Origin of the sequence: Pseudoalteromonas sp. (assembly GCF_041629635.1) — a bacterium.
Lineage (GTDB): Bacteria > Pseudomonadota > Gammaproteobacteria > Enterobacterales > Alteromonadaceae > Pseudoalteromonas.
The window spans coordinates 1-18,067 of sequence record NZ_JBFKMX010000025.1 but is presented as its reverse complement, the minus strand read 5'-3'; the positions used below and the strand labels follow the sequence as shown (position 1 = coordinate 18,067).

General features: G+C 36.1%; 16 protein-coding genes. 13 read left to right on the top strand and 3 right to left on the bottom strand.

The features are described from left to right. The first annotated feature begins 25 nt into the window (after positions 1–25). The 6 genes from ABYD77_RS05845 to ABYD77_RS05820 all read left to right on the top strand — a co-directional run bounded on the left by ABYD77_RS05845 (position 26) and on the right by ABYD77_RS05820 (position 6,634). Positions 26–1,153: a hypothetical protein gene (locus ABYD77_RS05845; RefSeq protein WP_372767923.1), complete on the top strand. Its 1,128-nt coding sequence runs from the start codon at positions 26–28 to the stop codon at positions 1,151–1,153. Beyond that, the gene (locus ABYD77_RS05840) at positions 1,131–1,691 is read left to right on the top strand and encodes a hypothetical protein (protein WP_372767921.1); all 561 of its coding nucleotides are present in this window, start codon (positions 1,131–1,133) and stop codon (positions 1,689–1,691) included. The genes ABYD77_RS05845 and ABYD77_RS05840 overlap by 23 nt, the downstream gene beginning before the upstream one ends. Then, a complete protein-coding gene (locus ABYD77_RS05835) occupies positions 1,688–2,182 on the top strand; it encodes a hypothetical protein (protein ID WP_372767920.1) in 495 nt (164 codons plus the stop codon). Before ABYD77_RS05840 ends, ABYD77_RS05835 begins: the two co-directional genes overlap by 4 nt. Next, positions 2,175–4,250, top strand: coding sequence for a secretin N-terminal domain-containing protein (locus ABYD77_RS05830; RefSeq protein ID WP_372767918.1), 2,076 nt, complete (start codon positions 2,175–2,177; stop codon positions 4,248–4,250). The genes ABYD77_RS05835 and ABYD77_RS05830 overlap by 8 nt, the downstream gene beginning before the upstream one ends. Before the next feature lie 403 nt (positions 4,251–4,653). Next, positions 4,654–6,009, top strand: a complete 1,356-nt coding sequence (locus ABYD77_RS05825; RefSeq protein WP_372767916.1) for a hypothetical protein — start codon at positions 4,654–4,656, stop codon at positions 6,007–6,009. An 82-nt stretch (positions 6,010–6,091) separates the two neighbouring features. Continuing rightward, on the top strand, positions 6,092–6,634 hold the full coding sequence (locus tag ABYD77_RS05820) for a PsbP-related protein (RefSeq protein WP_372767914.1): 543 nt from the start codon (positions 6,092–6,094) through the stop codon (positions 6,632–6,634). 111 nt (positions 6,635–6,745) lie between these two features. Here the strand turns inward: ABYD77_RS05820 and ABYD77_RS05815 are convergent, their stop codons facing one another. Genes ABYD77_RS05815 through ABYD77_RS05805 form a run of 3 tightly spaced genes read right to left on the bottom strand, consistent with a single transcriptional unit; the run spans position 6,746 to position 10,624 of the window. Beyond that, entirely contained in the window at positions 6,746–8,461 is a 1,716-nt protein-coding gene (locus ABYD77_RS05815; RefSeq protein ID WP_372767912.1) for a tetratricopeptide repeat protein, read from the bottom strand. Further along, the gene (locus ABYD77_RS05810; protein ID WP_372767910.1) at positions 8,461–9,744 is read right to left on the bottom strand and encodes a flippase; all 1,284 of its coding nucleotides are present in this window, start codon (positions 9,742–9,744) and stop codon (positions 8,461–8,463) included. Before ABYD77_RS05810 ends, ABYD77_RS05815 begins: the two co-directional genes overlap by 1 nt. Further along, positions 9,737–10,624 (bottom strand): hypothetical protein, encoded by an 888-nt coding sequence (locus ABYD77_RS05805; RefSeq protein ID WP_372767908.1) that lies wholly within the window; start codon positions 10,622–10,624, stop codon positions 9,737–9,739. Before ABYD77_RS05805 ends, ABYD77_RS05810 begins: the two co-directional genes overlap by 8 nt. Before the next feature lie 244 nt (positions 10,625–10,868). Between ABYD77_RS05805 and ABYD77_RS05800 the strand changes: the two genes are divergently transcribed. From ABYD77_RS05800 to ABYD77_RS05770, 7 genes are all read left to right on the top strand, one after another. Next, complete coding sequence (locus ABYD77_RS05800) at positions 10,869–11,900, top strand: DUF354 domain-containing protein (RefSeq protein WP_372767906.1); 1,032 nt, start codon at positions 10,869–10,871, stop codon at positions 11,898–11,900. A gap of 1 nt (position 11,901) precedes the next feature. Further along, entirely contained in the window at positions 11,902–12,507 is a 606-nt protein-coding gene (locus ABYD77_RS05795; RefSeq protein ID WP_372767904.1) for an acyltransferase, read from the top strand. A 19-nt stretch (positions 12,508–12,526) separates the two neighbouring features. Continuing rightward, on the top strand, positions 12,527–13,630 hold the full coding sequence (locus tag ABYD77_RS05790) for a DegT/DnrJ/EryC1/StrS family aminotransferase (RefSeq protein WP_372767902.1): 1,104 nt from the start codon (positions 12,527–12,529) through the stop codon (positions 13,628–13,630). Positions 13,631–13,634: 4 nt separating this feature from the next. Beyond that, a complete protein-coding gene (locus tag ABYD77_RS05785) occupies positions 13,635–14,606 on the top strand; it encodes a Gfo/Idh/MocA family protein (protein WP_372767900.1) in 972 nt (323 codons plus the stop codon). After that, positions 14,594–15,184, top strand: coding sequence for a sugar transferase (locus ABYD77_RS05780; protein ID WP_372767898.1), 591 nt, complete (start codon positions 14,594–14,596; stop codon positions 15,182–15,184). The genes ABYD77_RS05785 and ABYD77_RS05780 overlap by 13 nt, the downstream gene beginning before the upstream one ends. Positions 15,185–15,186: 2 nt before the next feature. Then, positions 15,187–16,221, top strand: coding sequence for a glycosyltransferase family 4 protein (locus ABYD77_RS05775; protein WP_372767896.1), 1,035 nt, complete (start codon positions 15,187–15,189; stop codon positions 16,219–16,221). After that, positions 16,221–18,067, top strand: a 1,847-nt coding sequence (locus ABYD77_RS05770) for a glycosyltransferase (protein ID WP_372767894.1), incomplete at its 3' end; no start/stop codon positions are given. The genes ABYD77_RS05775 and ABYD77_RS05770, both read left to right, overlap by 1 nt.

The window sequence follows — 18,067 nt, the reverse complement described above, 5'->3', positions numbered from 1 at the left end:
AACTATTGATTAGGAATAGTAGTTTTTGAAAACTTTGTTTAAAAATATAATACCTAATAAATTACTAAGTAAATTTATCTGTTATTTTGCAGGTCGTTATTATCGGCTGGATACTTCAAATGGTTTTGTCAATTGTGATAAAGCAAGCCGAATTGTGGTCGTATCTAAAAAGTATTATCAAGAAACCTGGAAGACATATCCAGCAATTTCAAAAAGTGAACTTAGAAAACTATTGCAGTTAACTAGGAGTTCATCAAACGCCCGTGCCTTAGTTGAAAAAATATACGATAACGACAGTGTTGATGGTTTTGACGTTAAAACCATTCAATTTAGCAAAGAGTTGGACGAACATGTTTCTGCGGGAGCAATTTTAATTCCAGAAACTGAATTAATGTCAAAAATTTTAGGTTTAGAAGGTGATATTGCTTTTGAGGTAGATTCTCCTAGTGGGCAATTTTTTATTGCTCAAAAACAAAATCGTGTAATATCGGCATTTTCAGGGGGGTTATTAACAACCTTTTACCACTTTTATTTAAGTGCCGGTATTGCAAATACGGTAAAATGCAAAAAGTTATCTCAAAAGGAGTATGCGAAGGCTCTTTTACAATTAACTGAGGGTCTTTCTTTCCGAGAGTTTATTCAAGAAACATCTTTTGATATTTATAAAATATTTACAAAAAAACAACTTCACTCTTTGTATTTATTTCCAGCTTCGACTGCTGTGATGATTACATTGGCCATATACATATATAGCCATATTCAATTGTCTAATTTAGAAAATAAATTAGAAGCCCATGGGGATTTAGTAAATAGTCTGCTTAACACTCAAACGGAAATCCAAGAAAACCTATCATCAGCTAATAGCATTGCGTCTAGTTTACTATCCGTTGAAAATTATTATAGTCATTGGGATATAATTTACGAATTAGTTGAAGAAGGGATGTTTGTTCAGCAGTTCATTAAGAGAGATGATATGTTCAATGTGAGAGGTAGGGCGCAAGATGCCTCTAAAATTCTTGAAAAGTTAAGCAAGTTAGATAATGTCGTTAATGCATCTTTTGATGGTGTAGTGAGAAAGTCAAGGGGTGAAGACGCCTTTGTTTTACAGTTTAGAATCGAAATGGTACATCGTGAAAACAATTCAAAAATATAAGCACCACTTAATTATTATTATAGCTTTATTGTCGATTCGTTTAATTGTAGTTCCTACGTGGGAAGTGATTGACTTGAATGCAGAAAAAATTAGATCTATCGACAGTCGTTTAGTTCGAGTTGAGCATCTCGTTAGTATAAAAGATGAATTACAAAACACGTTAGTTAAATCACAAGGAAACTTGGCTCAAGTCTTGCCATATGTATATAACATTTCCGACGAATCTGAATTCAAGCTAATCGCTCAAAGAAATATTGAAAAAGTTTTGTCTGAATCAGGCTGTAAAACCGAGCAAATAGGTTGGGAAGGTTTTACTGAAGTGAATGAAAATCTAAAACAGTGGCGTATCCAAGCGAGCTTCAAGGGGTTCGCTCAGTGCTTGGTAACAAGCATGCGTGTGCTTGAATCCTTAAAGCCGATCACTCGAATAGACACTTTCTTTTATGGTGGTCAAGAAATTAATCGTGATATCAATAGAGAAGTTACAGCGCGTCTTAACCTCCTTGTATGGCAGTATGGTTTGGAGCAACAGCCATGAAAACACTTGTTTCGCTTTTGAGTTTGCTAACTGCATGGTATTGTTTTACTTTGATTCCTGATTTTGAGAAACCATCGAGTAATACGTCCAAAGATTTTCTTGCATTAGACAGTTATATAATTCCAATGCCAAAAGGAATCTCTAAAGCTGAAAAATATTGGGTTGAAGAGAAATTGAGGGAAGAGGCTGATGCGGCAAAGCTTAAAGAAGAGGTTAAACAGCAAAGCAATTCAGTTGCGGAATCTCCTAAGCCTAATTTTCCTACGCTATTAATAAATGGAATTGACTTCCGATTGGTAGGTATTTTTAGAGAGAACAATAATCGTTTTGTGATTCTACAAAATCCTGATAATGAAAGTAAACGGGTTGATGTTGGTCAGTCTATAATGCCAAATGTTGAATTACTTGCTGTATCTTCAAATCAAATAACTCTTAATAACAATGGCAAAAGAGTAGTGTTCAATTTATTTAAACGAAATGAAAATGTATAGAATGTTTAATAAACGTAAAATAGCCTTAGCTTTAGCAATTACAATATCAGTACAGGGTTGCTCAATTTTATCAAACCCTAATACACATGTTAAAGATGGGGGGATTACAGTTGAGCAATCGTTCTTAGAAGATGCAATTGTTGAGCAAGATGAAAAAATTAAAGATGTTGAGTTCGAATCTGAGGTCAACAGAGGTGGTTTAACAAGAGTCGCTAGTGCTGAAAAAAATCGTTTTTTATCAAGTGATAACATCGACTTGTCAAAAAAGTTTTCGAGTAAGAAACAGTATCAAATTTCAGCTAACGCAATGCCTCTAGGTGAGTTTGTTCATTATTCTTTAGGCGAATTACTTCAAGTGTCCTACCTTCTCGAGCCAACCGTTAAAGATAATAAAATTCCAGTTACTCTTGAATTAAAGAAAAATGTGAATGGTCAACGTCTTTTCCAGTTAGTGACACAGATCCTAAGGCAGAATGGTATTAACATCAGTTTGAACGATGATATTTTCTATGTTCATCCAATATCTTCTGAAGGTAATGCGAGCCGGTCTTTTGGATTTGGCAGAAAAGCGAGCGACGTTCCCGATGTTTCAGGTGAAATTGTTCAGTTAATTCCAATTAAATACGGCTTTGAAACCACTGTTCAGCAAACGTTAAGACAGCTTGTAAATGCAGTGATCAAAGTTGATGTAGTTCAAGGTCTTGTTTCAATTGAAGGTAAACGTGAAGCTGTTCTTAGGGCTTTATCACTTATAGATTTATTAGACAGCGAAGCTCTCTATAAAAAATCTATTGGTTTGATTAGCTTTAATTATATTGACTCTGCTACTTTTGTTGAAAAGCTGACCTTACTTCTTGCTCAAGAGGGGATTAAAGTTGGTTCAAAGTTTGTTGGGCAGGGGAGTGTTAACTTTGTTCCAATCGAACATTTGGGGCAATTAGTAGTCTTTACATCATCGGATACTATTTTAGAAAGGGTTGAATATTGGTTAAAAGAGTTAGACCAACCTGCAACTGGTGCTGAGCAGAGCTTTTATATTTATCACCCCAAGTATGCCAGAGCAGCTGATTTGGGTAGAAGTATTGCTCCGCTAATCGGGGGAAGTTTATCTTCTTCTGGGACAGTTGGAGCAGGCCAAGCAGTTCAGCAATCAAGAGATAACAATCAGCAGAAAGCTGCAGCGACGGCCACAACTACTCAGAGTGTTGAAGGCGATAACATGCGGTTAGTCGTTGATGAAAGAGCAAATGCTTTAATTTTCTATTCTTCTGGGCAGTATTATCAAGAGCTTCAGCCAATTATCAAGCGATTAGATGTAATGCCAAAACAAGTGATGCTTGAAGTGGTTATTGCTGAAGTGAAGTTGACAGGCTCATTTGCCAAAGGTGTTGAATTTGCTCTTAGCTCTTCCAGCGATGTTACTCAAACTAATCGCGATATTGGATTTAGTAAAAAAGGTGGCTTTAGCTATTCAATTGTAGGTATTGATGGCAATGTAAACTTAAACCTCAATCAAACAGATGGTTTAATTAATGTACTATCGCGACCAACATTACTTGTGCGAGATGGAGTTGCAGCTAATATCAGTGTAGGTGATGACATCCCAACTATTGGTAGCACTACAAGTGATCCTATTGCAGGGGAGCGTCAGACAACAGAAATTGTGTACCGTAAAACGGGTGTAAATATAGATGTTACCCCAACGATTAACGCCCAAGGCACAATTATTATGAATATTGCTCAGCGGATATCTAATGTGTCTGCAGCTGGTGGTTTAGAGGGCACCCCAGCGATTTTTGAAAGAACAATCAATACTGAAGTGGTAGCTGCGAATGGACAATCGGTTTTACTAGGAGGTTTAATTAGTGAAAACCGCAACTCTAGTTCTTCGCAAATACCAATGTTGGGCAGTGTTCCAATCCTGGGTCACTTATTTAGAAATGACTCAGAAGAGTCAGATAAAACCGAGTTGGTTGTATTAGTGACACCAAAAATTGTGTCAAATACTCAGGATTGGGAAAAAATACGAGCACAATTTGTTAGTGAGCTTAAGAATTTAACATTATAAATTTGTAATCAATATGTGAATGGTCTTTTCATGCATTGAGTATCAAATGACATATAATTTAGCCTAATAAGATCCTTGATCAGCATATATAGTTGGTTTAGAATGAGAAAGATTGGCTCTAAATGCTAATCTTTTTCATTAAGAAGATATAATCTTCTGCAAAAAGTTAATGAAAAAGTAAACCTTTTTATTAGCTTTTGAAAACGTGCTCTAAACATAACGGTAGTTTGTTAATAATTAACCAATAAATCATTACTATTATTGTGTTTAAGCTTGACTTGAAAGGGAATACCCCTTAAATTTCGAACGTAATTCGGTAAACTCCTTGCCGAGTTATAAAAAATTCTTGGTGAAGGGTAATTGTACTCTTTACCAGTTTCATGAAACTTGGAGAATGGAAATAATGAAACTATTCAAAAAAGCGCTAGTAGCTACTGCTGTAGTTGGTACATTTGCAGCTCAAGCTGTAACTATTGCACCTAGCACTAAAATTAATCTTTCATCTGAAGGTGTTGCTCTTAAAGTAGCTCCAGTTGCAGCAGATGTATCTTTCAACGTTGTAGTTGAAAAAGATCACCCAGCAACAACTTCAATTACTTTAACATTCGACAAGAATGTTGATTTAAATGGCTTACTAGGCGGTGCTTGTGCTGCTGTAGGTGGTACTTCAGTTAAGTGTGGTGATATCACATTTGATTACGGTAACGGTAACTTTACTTTCAACAACGTACAAGTTAAAGAAGCTACTAAAACTGGTGATGTTGATAAAATCATGTTTGATGTGGGCATTGGTAACCCAATGAGCGCATTATCTTCATTTGGTGTTACTCTTGGTGGCACTAAAGTTAAGATTGCTGGTGCAACTAACCTAACTTACGATTCAGTATTCAATTCAGCAGCTGTTGAATCAGGTACTTTCGAACTAGCTACAGAAAAGAGCCAGTTCTCTTACACTGTAACTACTAAGCTTGATGCTTTAATCGAGCGTGAGTCTCAGTTAACTTTTGCTTCAGGTACAACTGATCAGCTTAAGTACACTCTTGTTAATGACCAAACTTTAGGCCTAGCTGTTGCAGCTGCTAACGTAGATGTTATTGCAACAGGTAACTTTGCTGATATCACTTCTATGACTGGTATCGCTGGTGCAGTAGTTACTCCAGTTGCATCTAAGTCTACTGGTGCAAAAGAGTTCGATACACTTACAGCAGATTACACAGCTTTCTCTGGTTCTACTAAAGAAACAGTTAAAGAGACTTGGACATTCACAGCGCCAATGACAGGTGCAGGTAATGTTATCCCTCAAACTGGTAATGTTGTTTCAAAAGCTGTAGTTAAAGCTTCTTCTAACGCTACACTACCTACTGGCGGTTACGTTATCGCGTCTAACGTTGATTCAGGTAAGTGGGCTCTAGATGCTACTATCATCAACGTACCTTACTTCCCAGTACTTTACACAGGTACTCAGTCTTCTGTGCATATCGCTAACGAAAGTGCTAAAGACGCTGACGTGATCGTATCTGCTATCGATAACAACGGTACAGCTCATGGTCCACTTAACCTAGGCTTCAAAGCTAAGGCTAAGACAGTAACTAAAGTATCACAAACAGCTATTGCAGGTTTGTTTGGTATTAAAGATGCAACTAAGCTAAGTGTTACATTTAACCTTGACGCTGATAAAGGCGACGTTTCAGCACACGCGTTCACGCAAAATGCAAACGGTCGTTCTGAAGTTTCTAACTCTCAGTACAAAGGTAAGTAATTAATATTTAATTACTTTCAGTAATTAAAAGCCCAGCACTTGCTGGGCTTTTTGTTATCATAAATAGTTTTTGAGGTTTTAAATGACTAAAAAGTTAGTGCTGTTTACATCTGTGATTCTGTTATGTTTTTCAAGTATTGTTTCTGCAAAGTGTGATGCTACTGCTGACTTTGTAACACCACCAAAAACGAAAAGGCAATCGCTAGATTTAGCTGAAGGTGTCACTCTAAAATTAGCGCAAACGATTTCTACTCAAATCAAAAGTAATGCAAAGATTGCATCGAATGTAATTTGCCAAGTACTTGAAGGTGCCAGTTATACTGGTTCAGAAGAGGAATGGCAAGGCTTTATAAATTCAGCAGCGAATGGATTAATAGCCAAAGAATACCAAAATGTCACTCTTACCCTGGTTGGTGAAATGGATGCGACATATAAAGGTAAAAAACAAAATAAAGAGTATGTGTTCACAGCAAAAACACCATCGGGTGTTCAGCATATACATAATTTAGCTGTACTTGATAAAGAAAATAACACATTTTACACCTTATCAGTAAGCGGTGATGAAAGCATTAAAGACGAAGTGATTAAAGAGTATAAGCGTTTGGTTGATTCGTTTTCTTTATAAATTTACGTTCAAATATATAAAAGAGGGCTAAGTAAAATAGCCCTTTTTTGATAATGTAGCTCGAAACTTTAGGTTACTTTTAGTTTTAAAATAAGTTACGTTGAACAACCTTTAGTTTTCAACACCTAGTCTTTGTGCGATTAGTTTTCCTAGTTCGTTATTAGGTTCTATTGCTAACCCTTGAATAACATATTCTCTTGCTTCAGAAAACCTTCCTTGCTTAGCCAGTACAAGTGAAAGTGAAATCAGCGAACGCGACTGATTAGGGACAATCCGAATGGACTCTCTCAGATACTGCTCTGACATCGTTAAGTCATTCATCTGAAGCTTGATGTCAGCTAAACTGTCTAGCAGATCAATTTTAATAAATGGTACATCAGATACCTTATCAAGCCATTGAATCGCAATTGCTTCGGCTTTTAATAATTGTTTTTGAGAAATAAGAAGAGAAATATAATTAATAACAAGTTGTGGGTTTAAACTTTGATTAGATGAATTATGCAAACACTTTTCTAAAGTATTGGTTGAGCGGGCGATATCACCTAATTTTTGGTATTCATAAGCAAGGTTTCCGAGCACTCTGCAGCTTTTAGGTGAATAAGTTAGCTCGTTTTTATAGAAAGTAATGGGGTTCTGCCACTGAATATTTCTTTTGTAGGTTAAAAAGCTGAGGAAGAGAGTCAATATAACTAAAAAACCAATTGTTGTGGTTTTATATTTTGGGATGGAGCATAAACTGAAAAGCAATAAGCTTAGCAGCAGGCACAAGCTGTAATTTGGCAGATAAGTGCGATGCTCAAAGATAAGATCTTTAATTGGGATGAAGCTGGATTCTATGCTATGAGTTGTATAGAAAAGAAATATTAAAAAAGAAATTAATGGCTTTTTTTTGCAATTTAATATGGCAAATATAATAAACGCAAAATGGAGAATTGCTGAAATTGAAGTTAGTAAAAGGGAAAATGAATTAATTGTGTAGTCATATTCCAACCTAAGATTAAAAGGCGCTATAAACTTTAAAACGTACAGCCATAGTATACTTAGTTGTGCCAGAAAATAGTCAATCCTAGACGTCATTAAGTCTTCTCTTGTAAGACGATCTACTGCTTGAAGTGCACCCTGAAACTCAGTGCTGAAAAGCCCTAAAACGATTATTGAACTTATAACTAAAAGACTCCCAAGTAATGTCCTTTTGATATTTAAACTGTTAAATAAGGCAAACTCTACCAAAATAAAGGCAATTAAAAGGGAGTAAGTATTTTCCTTTGTAAAAAGGGCTAGCAGTGTGGAAGAGAAACAAAGAGAAAAATAACTAGCTTTTTGTAGTGTTGAATTGGAACTCCTAAAGCACATATAGAAAAATAAGCTGGCCAAATAAAATAACGCTGCTAAAGAAGCAGTACGCTGAATAATGTAGGTCACCGCTTGGGTTTGCAATGGGTGGATAACAAATAAAACTGCTGCAAAAAGAGAAATGTAACTAATTTTTGATTCACTTAAATGTGGATAAGCTTTTCCAATTAGTTTTGTAGATAGTAAGTAACTAAATAATCCTGCGAGAAGGTGGATTACTAAGTTAGTAATATGAAATTGCTTAACATCATCATTGAACTTCAGATCTAACCAGAGTGAAATATAGGTTACAAAGCGCCTACCTGAAGATTCTAATACTTGTGCCGCAGAACCTGTGTGTAAAATTGTGTTATCAACTATTGAGCTATGATCATCAAGATAGAAAGGCACAGTCAAACTCGGGAAGTAAATTATAGTTATCAGTGTGGTAAGCAAAACAATTAAGAGTGTTAAATGCTTGTTTTTCATTGTCATTATAATAACTTCCTTTTTTCTATTTCTGAGCTTTTTGACACTTGAAATATTTTAAATATAAAAGTCTTGGTTCTATTAAAAAAGAACATAAACCCAAAGCTGGCTGCAAAATAAGCAGCTACACTCGCGATAGCAGCACCTGCACCGCCATATATTGGGATAAGCAAATAGTTTAACCCGAGATTGATTATGACGCCAAATCCATGACTGTATAAACTATATGGGTAATTGTTTGATAATATGAGCCATTTACTAATAAAAGCGCGATTAAAAATAAATAAACACCCCAAAATATGTATCTGTAATATCGTGCTACTAGGCGCGTAACCATCTCCGAATAATAAATGAATTATGTAAGGGGCCGCAAAATAGGTAATTACTGTTAGTGTAAGCGCTACAGTTGAAAGGGTGAGAAATAGTTTTCGTTGTAAATGCCAGTAGCCACCTTTATTCACTTTATATAGGTTGACTAGTTTTGGCATAAAAACATTGGCTAAAAGTACGGGGAATATGTACCAAAACTCTGAAAGTTTAGCTGCCGCCGCATAGTACGCAACATCTTGACTCGATAGCATGACACCTAACATCACCTGATCGATTTTTAAATATAACACTGCTGCGATACTGGATAAAAAGAGCCATTTAGATTTTTTGAATAATCGTTTGCAAGTACTGAAAAGCCGACGATGACTGTCATTTAGGTGAATGTCATCTTTAATATAAATCATTATATAGCTAAGAGCTATTAGAAGGTATTCACATCCTATAGCAAGTATCCAGTATATTATTGGTAATTCGTTTAATACCGAAAATAGAAGAGTCAGTTTTGCGATTAACCTGCAAAATACACGTATAGTTGTAGGTTTTAAAGCATGTTGATTTGCTAAGTAGACAAATTCGATAAGTGTAAAAATATTAAACCACTGCAGTGATACCGCTAAAACAACTAATGGACTAAGCTCATCATTGAAGTAGATTTTTGCAACGAAGAAAGTTATTAAAATTGCCAATGAAGCAAAAATGGCTCGTATTATTAAAGCGGCCTTTAAGTAATGGTGGCTATTTTTTGGGTATTTTATAAAATATTTACTGCAAACGTTATTTAGCCCAATAAGTGTAAAGGGCAAAAATAAGCTGGCCGTCGAGACAATAAAAGCAAAGTTTCCAAAGAGCTCTTTTCCAGCATATCTTGCTATAACTAAGGTGTTTACTAAGCCAAGTGCCAGTATGATGAACTTTTCGATAAATAATAAGGCGCTATTGAAAATGATTTTATTATTCAAAATGGCGCTCTTTTGCTATTAAGTAACTTTCTTTTTCAACACTGCAAATTTTTTCTAAATGTCGTTTGGTGCTCTTGTCATCAAAGAATTGTCTGAGGTCATCCAGCATTAGTTGCTTTGTACCATCAACTAAGCGACTTGTAGCATTATGCTTTTTTATGCGTACATCTTTTTGATAAGTTGCATAAAACTGTTTTTTAAAACTAGGTAAATCTTCTAAAAATCCAACTAATTTAAAATGGTTTAAATTATCAATAAAAGTGCTTTGTAATTTTTTTGCATCATCTAAGTGTTTAGGGTATTTTCCAGCAATAAATGCAATTTGCGTATTAGCCATTTGCCATCCTCTTCTACCAAACACAATTTCCTTAGCCTCACTTATTACTGAGTCGGTATTAATGTTATTTGGTGGCATTATCTTAAGTGAATTACTTAACTTATTAAAAATGTAATTAGATTTTAAGCGACTCTCTGGATCCCTAAGCACTGTAATGAAATCTCTTTTATGAGCATGTGCTTTAAGAATTTCGCTGTTTACTCCCCAATGCCCACTTATGAAACTATGGTTTGACTGGGCAAAATATTTTAAGACATGTTGTAAGTGTAGTAAGTGGTGTTCACTAAAGTCACAACAATCCTCCAGCGTTTCTATTGGTGATTGGTAATTTGCTAAGCTACCAGCAATTGAGGTTTCTCGGCATAAACGTTTATCGCCTGGTTGAGCAAAAACAGCACGTAATGCGTTATCAATGGAGATTCCGCCACATTTCGCAATATGAATAAAAGCCACTTTTTCTTTTACTGGCTGTTTTGCGATAGGTGCTAGTTGGGGGCTAAAACCAAATTGTTTAAAAAGCCTTTTTATTGAAGACGCTAGCATGATTTTTAAACTTGTGTTTACGAGAACGTGAATAGTAGCATTTTACATGCTTTGCTGCGAATGGGCATGTTTTCACTTAACATCTGCTTTTAAAATAGAGCTGCGTCTTTAAAGTTAAAGTGTATTGATGTAGGTCTTTTAAACACATTAACGGGCTACTCTCTACGTATGATTGATTATAACCGAGATTAAAGGGTATAATTTGCGCCGATTTTTAACCTACAACGCGCAATTTAAGGTAAATATGAGAGTTTGGATCGATCTTGTAAACTCGCCGCATGTTATTTTCTTTTTACCCATCATTAAAAGGTTAAAGCAAAGTGGAATAGAGGTTGAGATCACATACAGGGATTTTGCTCAAACAGCACAACTTGTAAAGCAGCATAACTTAAATGCAACTTTAGTAGATGGGCATGGTGGTAAAAATAAACTTGCTAAAGTGTTTAGCCTAATTGCCAGAACAGTTTCACTTTTTCGTTATGCTAAAAGCAAAAAGTTCGATGTTGCGCTTTCACACAACTCTTACTTTCAATTAGCTGCAGCCAAACTACTTGGTATTCCTAGCCTAACAAGCATGGATTTTGAAGGCCAGCCAGCAAACCATATCGCGTTTCGACTCGCCAGTATTGTAAGTTTACCTACTGCGTTTCCACAGCAAAGTGCATTAAAGTTTGGTGCTAAGCAAATTCGTCGTTACAGCGGATTAAAAGAAGATATTTGTTTAGCCGACTTTAAAAAAGTAGATGATTACTATTCAATTATTCAAAATGCATTTGGACTTTCTGAAAGTGAACTAAAAAAGCCGCTTGTCGTTGTAAGGCCACCGCCAACGCTTGCGCTTTATCATAACAACGATGAATCATTTTTTGATTTATGTTTAACACGTTTGAATGAAATTGATGTGACAGTGTTGGTACTCCCTCGTGTAGAATCGCAAAAAGTGGCATTAGAAAGCAAGTTCCCTAATTTTAAGTTTTCTGAGCGCGTATTAGATGGCCTTCAATTAGTCAATTGTGCTGATGCCGTTATTAGTGGTGGTGGTAGTATGAATAGAGAAGCCGCTTGTTTAAATACACCGGCGTATACTTTATTTTCGGGTGAATTACCAAACGTAGACAAACAGCTTGAAAAACAAGGGCTGTTGATTGCGTTAAACAATGAATCACAGATTAAAAGTTTAGATATAAAGAAAAAAGAAACCGTTAGAAACGCTGCAAATCAACAAGCAATTTCTGACTTTATGTCACATATCAATGAATTAAAACAGGCAGGATAAAATGACAACAGCTTTTATTCACCAAACTGCTGAGGTAAGTCCAAAAGCGCAGTTGGCAGACAATGTAAAGGTTTGGAACTTAGTACAAGTTCGTGAAAACGCGCAAATAGGTGAAAACACAATTTTGTCTAAAAATGTTTATATTGATTTTGATGTTTCGATTGGCGCTAATGTTAAAATTCAAAACAATGTTTCTGTTTATAATGGCGTTACTATTGAAGATGACGTATTTGTTGGTCCTTCAGCGATTTTTACTAATGACTTTCGCCCGCGAGCAGTAAACCCTGATTGGAAAGTGACGCCTACACTAATTAAAAAAGGCGCATCTATTGGTGCTGGCGCGACGTTGGTATGCGGCATTGTAATAGGTGAGTACGCCATGATAGGTTCAGGCGCTGTGGTAAATAAATCAATCCCGGCACATGCACTGGTTGTTGGCAATCCGGCCAAAGTTGTTGGCTTTGTGTATAAAAATGGCGAACGCGTGTTATCAGAACATATCACTGATGTTGCTAAAGAAACACAATCTATAGAGTTTACCGAACCCACAACGCAAGAAGTCTTATCTCTTCCTTTAAGCGCTATTAAAGTTTTACCAGTTTTTTAAATTATTAAGTGAGTTTTCTATGATTAATATGGCCAAGCCTGAAATGGGCGAAGAAGAAATTAATGCCGTTGTTGACGTGATGAAGTCGGGGATGATTGCAACAGGTGCAGTAGTAGCCGATTTTGAACAAAAATTTGCAGATTACATTGGTATGCCTTTTGGTGCTGCTTCATGTAATGGTACAACCGCGTTACATATTGCGCTTCTGGCACTTGGTATTGGCGAAGGTGACAAAGTTTTAACAACCCCATTTACCTTTATTGCATCAAGTAACTCAATTCTGTTTAATCGCTCAGTACCGGTTTTTGTTGATATTGATCCGCAAACCTTTACGTTAGATTTAGATAAGTTGGAAGCTTATCTGGAGTCTAATTATGACGAATCCATTAAAGCCATTATGGTTGTCCATATCTTTGGTTTAGCATGCGATATGAACCGCTTGCAACAAATTGCAGGGAAATACGATTTAAAAATCATTGAAGACTGTGCTCAAAGCCATGGTGCTTTAGTAAATGAACAAAAAGCAGGTAGCTTTGGTGATGCATCATGTTTTAGCTTTTATCCAACAAAGAATATGACCACCTCAGAAGGCGGTATGACTTTATTTAAAGATGAAGCAGTTGCCGCACTTGGTCGTAAGTATTTGAATCATGGTCGTGTTGATCAGTATGAGCATGATGTTTTAGGTTATAACTATCGCATGACCAATATCGCCGCTGCAATTGGTTTAGAGCAGCTTAAAAAGCTTGATGGTATGAACGATTTGCGTCGCCGTAATGCAGCGATTTATAACAAAGAGCTTGCTGATAACCCGTTTATTAAAACGCCATTAGAGCCAAATGGATTTAAACATGTGTATCATCAATATACAGTGGTAATTGAAGGGATTGAACGTGCTGAGGTGCAAGCTTTATTAGCTGAAAATCAAATTGGCTCAGCAATTGTTTATCCATTTAGTATCACTGAGCAAGTATTTTATAATGATAAAAGCGTTAACGCAGGCGATGAAAATGCTCGCGCTTTATCAAGAAAAGTCTTATCATTACCTGTTCACCCGGCACTTTCAGAAGAAGAAGTGCTAAAAGTTTGTAGTGTATTAAATACCCTAGCAAAACAGGTATAAGAAAATGAATTCACCTAAAAAAACGGTTCGCATTGGTGTTGCTGGCGCAGGTTCAATGGGCCGCAATCATGTGCGAGTAGCAGTTGCTAATCCACTTGTAGAGTGTATTGGCTTGTTTGATCCCAATGAACAACAGGGAAATCATGTTGCAAATGAATTTGATTGTAAATACTTTAATGATTTCCAAGTATTTCTTGATTCAGTCGATGCTGTTGTTTTAGCTGCGCCTACTACTTTGCACTTTGAACTTGCTAAAGAAATTTTATTGCAAGATAAGCATTGCTTAATTGAAAAACCAATTACGGTTAAAGTTTCGGAAGCTGAAGAATTAAAAGCAATTGCGGAAGAGCGTCATTTAACCTTGGCGGTTGGCCATGTTGAGCGCTACAACCCGGTTTACCCTGAGCTACAGAAGATTCTTGAAGATAAAGAGATCTTAGCCATTAAAGCTAATCGTTTATCTTATAATACCAGCCGTGCCAATGATGTTGACGTTGTTTTAGATTTAATGATCCATGACATTGATAATGTGAATTGCCTTGTACCGGGTCAGTTAGAGCTAGTTAGTGCCGTTGGTGGTAACTTTTACACTAACAATTCAGACTATGTTACTGCAATTTTCAAAGGGGCAAACGGAATTGTTTGTGATATTACAGCAAGTAAAGCGTCACAAACAAAGCAGCGCACAATTTTAATTTCATGCGAAAACTGTTTTATTAATGTCGATTTCTTACGTAAGGAAATTGAAGTTAATCGTTATGCACAAGGTGCGTACGTTTCTTCAAATAGCGATATTAAATATAAGCAAGAAAGTTTAGTTGAACGTGTTTTTGTTCCTAATGTTGAGCCGCTAATGGCTGAGCATACAGACTTTGCTGAAGCGATTCTTTTTGGTAGAGCACCAAGAGTGACCGCACAAGATGGAATCGAAGCATTAAAAATTGCAATTGGAGTGCAAGCACAATGCAAAAATTAGCAATTCGATTATGTGACATAATCTTTGCTTTTTTAGCTTTATCGTTGTTTTTTCCAATATTGCTAGTATTAGCAATATTGGTTGCCATTAAAATGGGGCGACCTGTTTTCTTTGCGCAAAAAAGACTAGGTCTTGGTGGCAAGGTAATCACAATTTATAAGTTTCGCAGTATGCTTAATGAAGCTGTGGTTGATGACAGTGAACTTGAAAAGGTTAATGAGTACACTATTAAGTATAAAAATGACCCAAGGATCACACCCCTAGGCTCTTTTTTACGAAAAACCAGCTTAGACGAGCTACCGCAGTTATGGAATGTGCTTGTTGGTGATATGTCTATTGTAGGGCCTCGACCTTGGGTACCTGAAGAATATGAAAAACTACCAAAGGAATGGTTTAAAAGATTAGATGCAAAACCCGGTATAACAGGGCTTGCACAAATTAATGGTCGCAGTGATTTACCTATGGATGAAATCGTTGCAAATGATGTCCTTTGGGTAAATCAACAGACTATTAAGCACTACATATCACTTATTTTTAAGACTGTTACTTACACATTTAAAATGAAAAACGTTTATTAATTATGAATGTGTTGGTTGTATCAAATATGGGGCCAAAAAAGAGCGCCCCTGTTTTGGGTTCGTTTGTAGATAATCAGGTTAAACGCTTAAAGAGTAAGGTCAGTAATTTAGACTACTTTTATATGCGCTGGAATGGTGACTCGCTTTTTCACCGATTATTTAAATATCCGTTTTTTTTCATAAGCTTCTTCTTGAGCGTTATTTTAAATCCTAAAAAATTTGATTTAATCCATATTCATTATTATTACCCAACCATTTTAAGCGCATGGTTATATAAGTTATTACGCAATAAACACGTTAAGGTGGTTGTAACCTGCCATGGTGGTGATATTTATTGCTATAAAAACCCAAGTCAAACTTATAAAAAGCTGATAAGTATTGTTGATCACTGGATTTTCACATCTAAGCGCTTGCAGCAAAGCTTTTATGCTCAAAGTATTACTTACTCTATTTTAAGCGCGGGCTTTAATGAATCGATTTATTTTCAACAACCAGAAATAGAGAAAAAATTTGATGCCGCTTTTGTTGGGTGCTTAGATCACAACAAAGGGACAGACCGTCTAGAAGCCTTGATTAAAGCATGCCCTGATAAGCAGTTTATTGTGATTGGTATGGGCCCGCATCTAGCGCACTTTTTAACACTTGCAAAAACACACAATAACGTAACGGTAACAGGGGCACTTGCCGCAAATGATGTTGCTAAGTATTTAAATCAAAGCCGAGTTTTAATAAGTTTGTCACGTAATGAATCATTTGGTCTTGTGATGACTGAGGCTATGGCATGTGGCACGCCTGTAATTGCAACAAAAAATCATGGCTCAGAAGAGCAGTTAACTGGTTCAGTATATTTAATTGATCAAAACAATGAATCTGAACTAGTTTCAAACTTTACCAAGGCACTGAATTCGGTTTTGTCGGCAGAACATAGCGAATATCAAAAGCTGTCCGAGAATGCTTTAGCTATTGCAAATAAATACAGGTTAAAATCGATTTGCCTTGAAATAGAAGCGATTTATCGTGATTTGGTGGCTAAATAATGACTCATAAACTGTTAAGTGTGGGCATTTACATACCATCGAAAAATCGCCTAGAGCTATTAAAAAAAGCGATAGACTCGGTGTTGGCGCAAAGCTATCAAAACTTTAAGATTTGTGTTGTTGATGATGGATCAACTGATGGCACGTCCGAATATCTAAGCAATTTAAATAATCCCAAAATTACATTTATCCGAAATGACCAATCCATCGGTGCATGTGCTTCACGCAATAAAGCAATTGAAAATCTTGATACTGATTTAGTAACAGGTTTAGACGATGATGATGTGTTTTTACCAAGCCGTTTAGAGGACCTTCTGAAAGTATATGATGATAAATATGCCTTCGTTTGTAGTGGTTATTTCTGGGATTATGGCACTCATAAAAAGTCATTGTTTTCAAAAAATAAGGTGATATCACTATCTAATGCGTTAGATTTAAATCAGTGCTCTAATCAAATTCTCGTAAAAAGGGAACGTGTTTTAGCTGTAAATGGTTTTGATGCTAATTTACCGGCCCTGCAAGATCATGATTTATGGGTGCGTTTGATTGCAAAGTTTGGTGATGCATTTAGGCTTGGTAAAGAGCTTTATATTGTAAATGATGATCGTGGTTTAGAGCGTATATCGTCCGTGCAAAATAAGTTACGCGCGATTGATTTGTTTGAAAATAAACATAGCTCGATAATGTCAAAACGAAATCGAGAGAATTTCTCTTTTTATCGCAAGAAAATTAAAGGTGATAAAATTTCGTTTTTAGAGCTTTTAACATCGAGCAAGTACGGCTTATCAAACTTGAAAATGCGCCATGCATTCTCCCAATCATTAGAGTCACTTTCTAAACATCGATTGCAATATATGGCGCATGGCAAAGTTGAAAATACCAAGCTTAACTGGCTTTTGACGATTTTTGCGCCGTTGTTAGCGACTGGTGGACCGGGAGCTTCGAGAGTTATTTTGCTTTCTTCGTGTATTTTCTTTTTAGGCGCAGGGAATACGGCATCGTTTGGCAGTGACTTTTTCATTTTAATGCTGCTCAATACTGCATTTAGTCAGAGTTTTGGTTTTTTTGTATTAAAGCAAGAGTACTTAGGTAGTTTTAAAAGTGTTGTTAAACAGTCCATGTTGGGACTATTTAGCTCGAGTGCGATTTTAGTCGGTCTGTTTTTTGCTGGAATAATTGCAAATATCTACTTCACACTAATGTTACTTTGGATATTGCATTTTTATTATATTTACCGATTTAAGCGCATCGCTAATCATGGGTTTGTTATTTTGGCTGTTTCAGAGTGTTTAATCGCTTTAGCTTGCCTTGTTATGCCATTACTTATGAGTTTAAACGGTTTTGAACATCCAAATGCACCTTATTTTGTTTATGTTGTAGCTTGTTTAGTTGGCTTAGCAACTGTGATGATGCTAGACGATGCTTCAAGTAGCCTGGAAACGAAACATATTCCATTAAAAAGCGTTGCAAACATTGCTGTGTCAACAACAGCCAGTATTTTTGCTGTTTTTTGCTTTCCATTTATCTCAAAGGAGATTTTTGAACCTGAAACCGCGTCTTATGTTGCCTTAGCTATTTCGTGTTTTTCGATTGCTATGTTAATCCCAAGAACTTATGCAAATAAATCAATGAAAATAATGGCAAATGACCAGCTTAATTGGGTGCAACTGGCAAAAATTAATAAAGTCTACAGCAAGATAATCTGGTTAAGTTGTATCGGTGGTTTAGCTTTTACTGCTCTTTATTTAGCTGCGCTTGGAATTGAGTGGCAAATGTCAATTTCAATACCTGCGATGATTATGTTTGTATTTATCTGCTCGCAATATGGGTTCGCAAATTTAACATC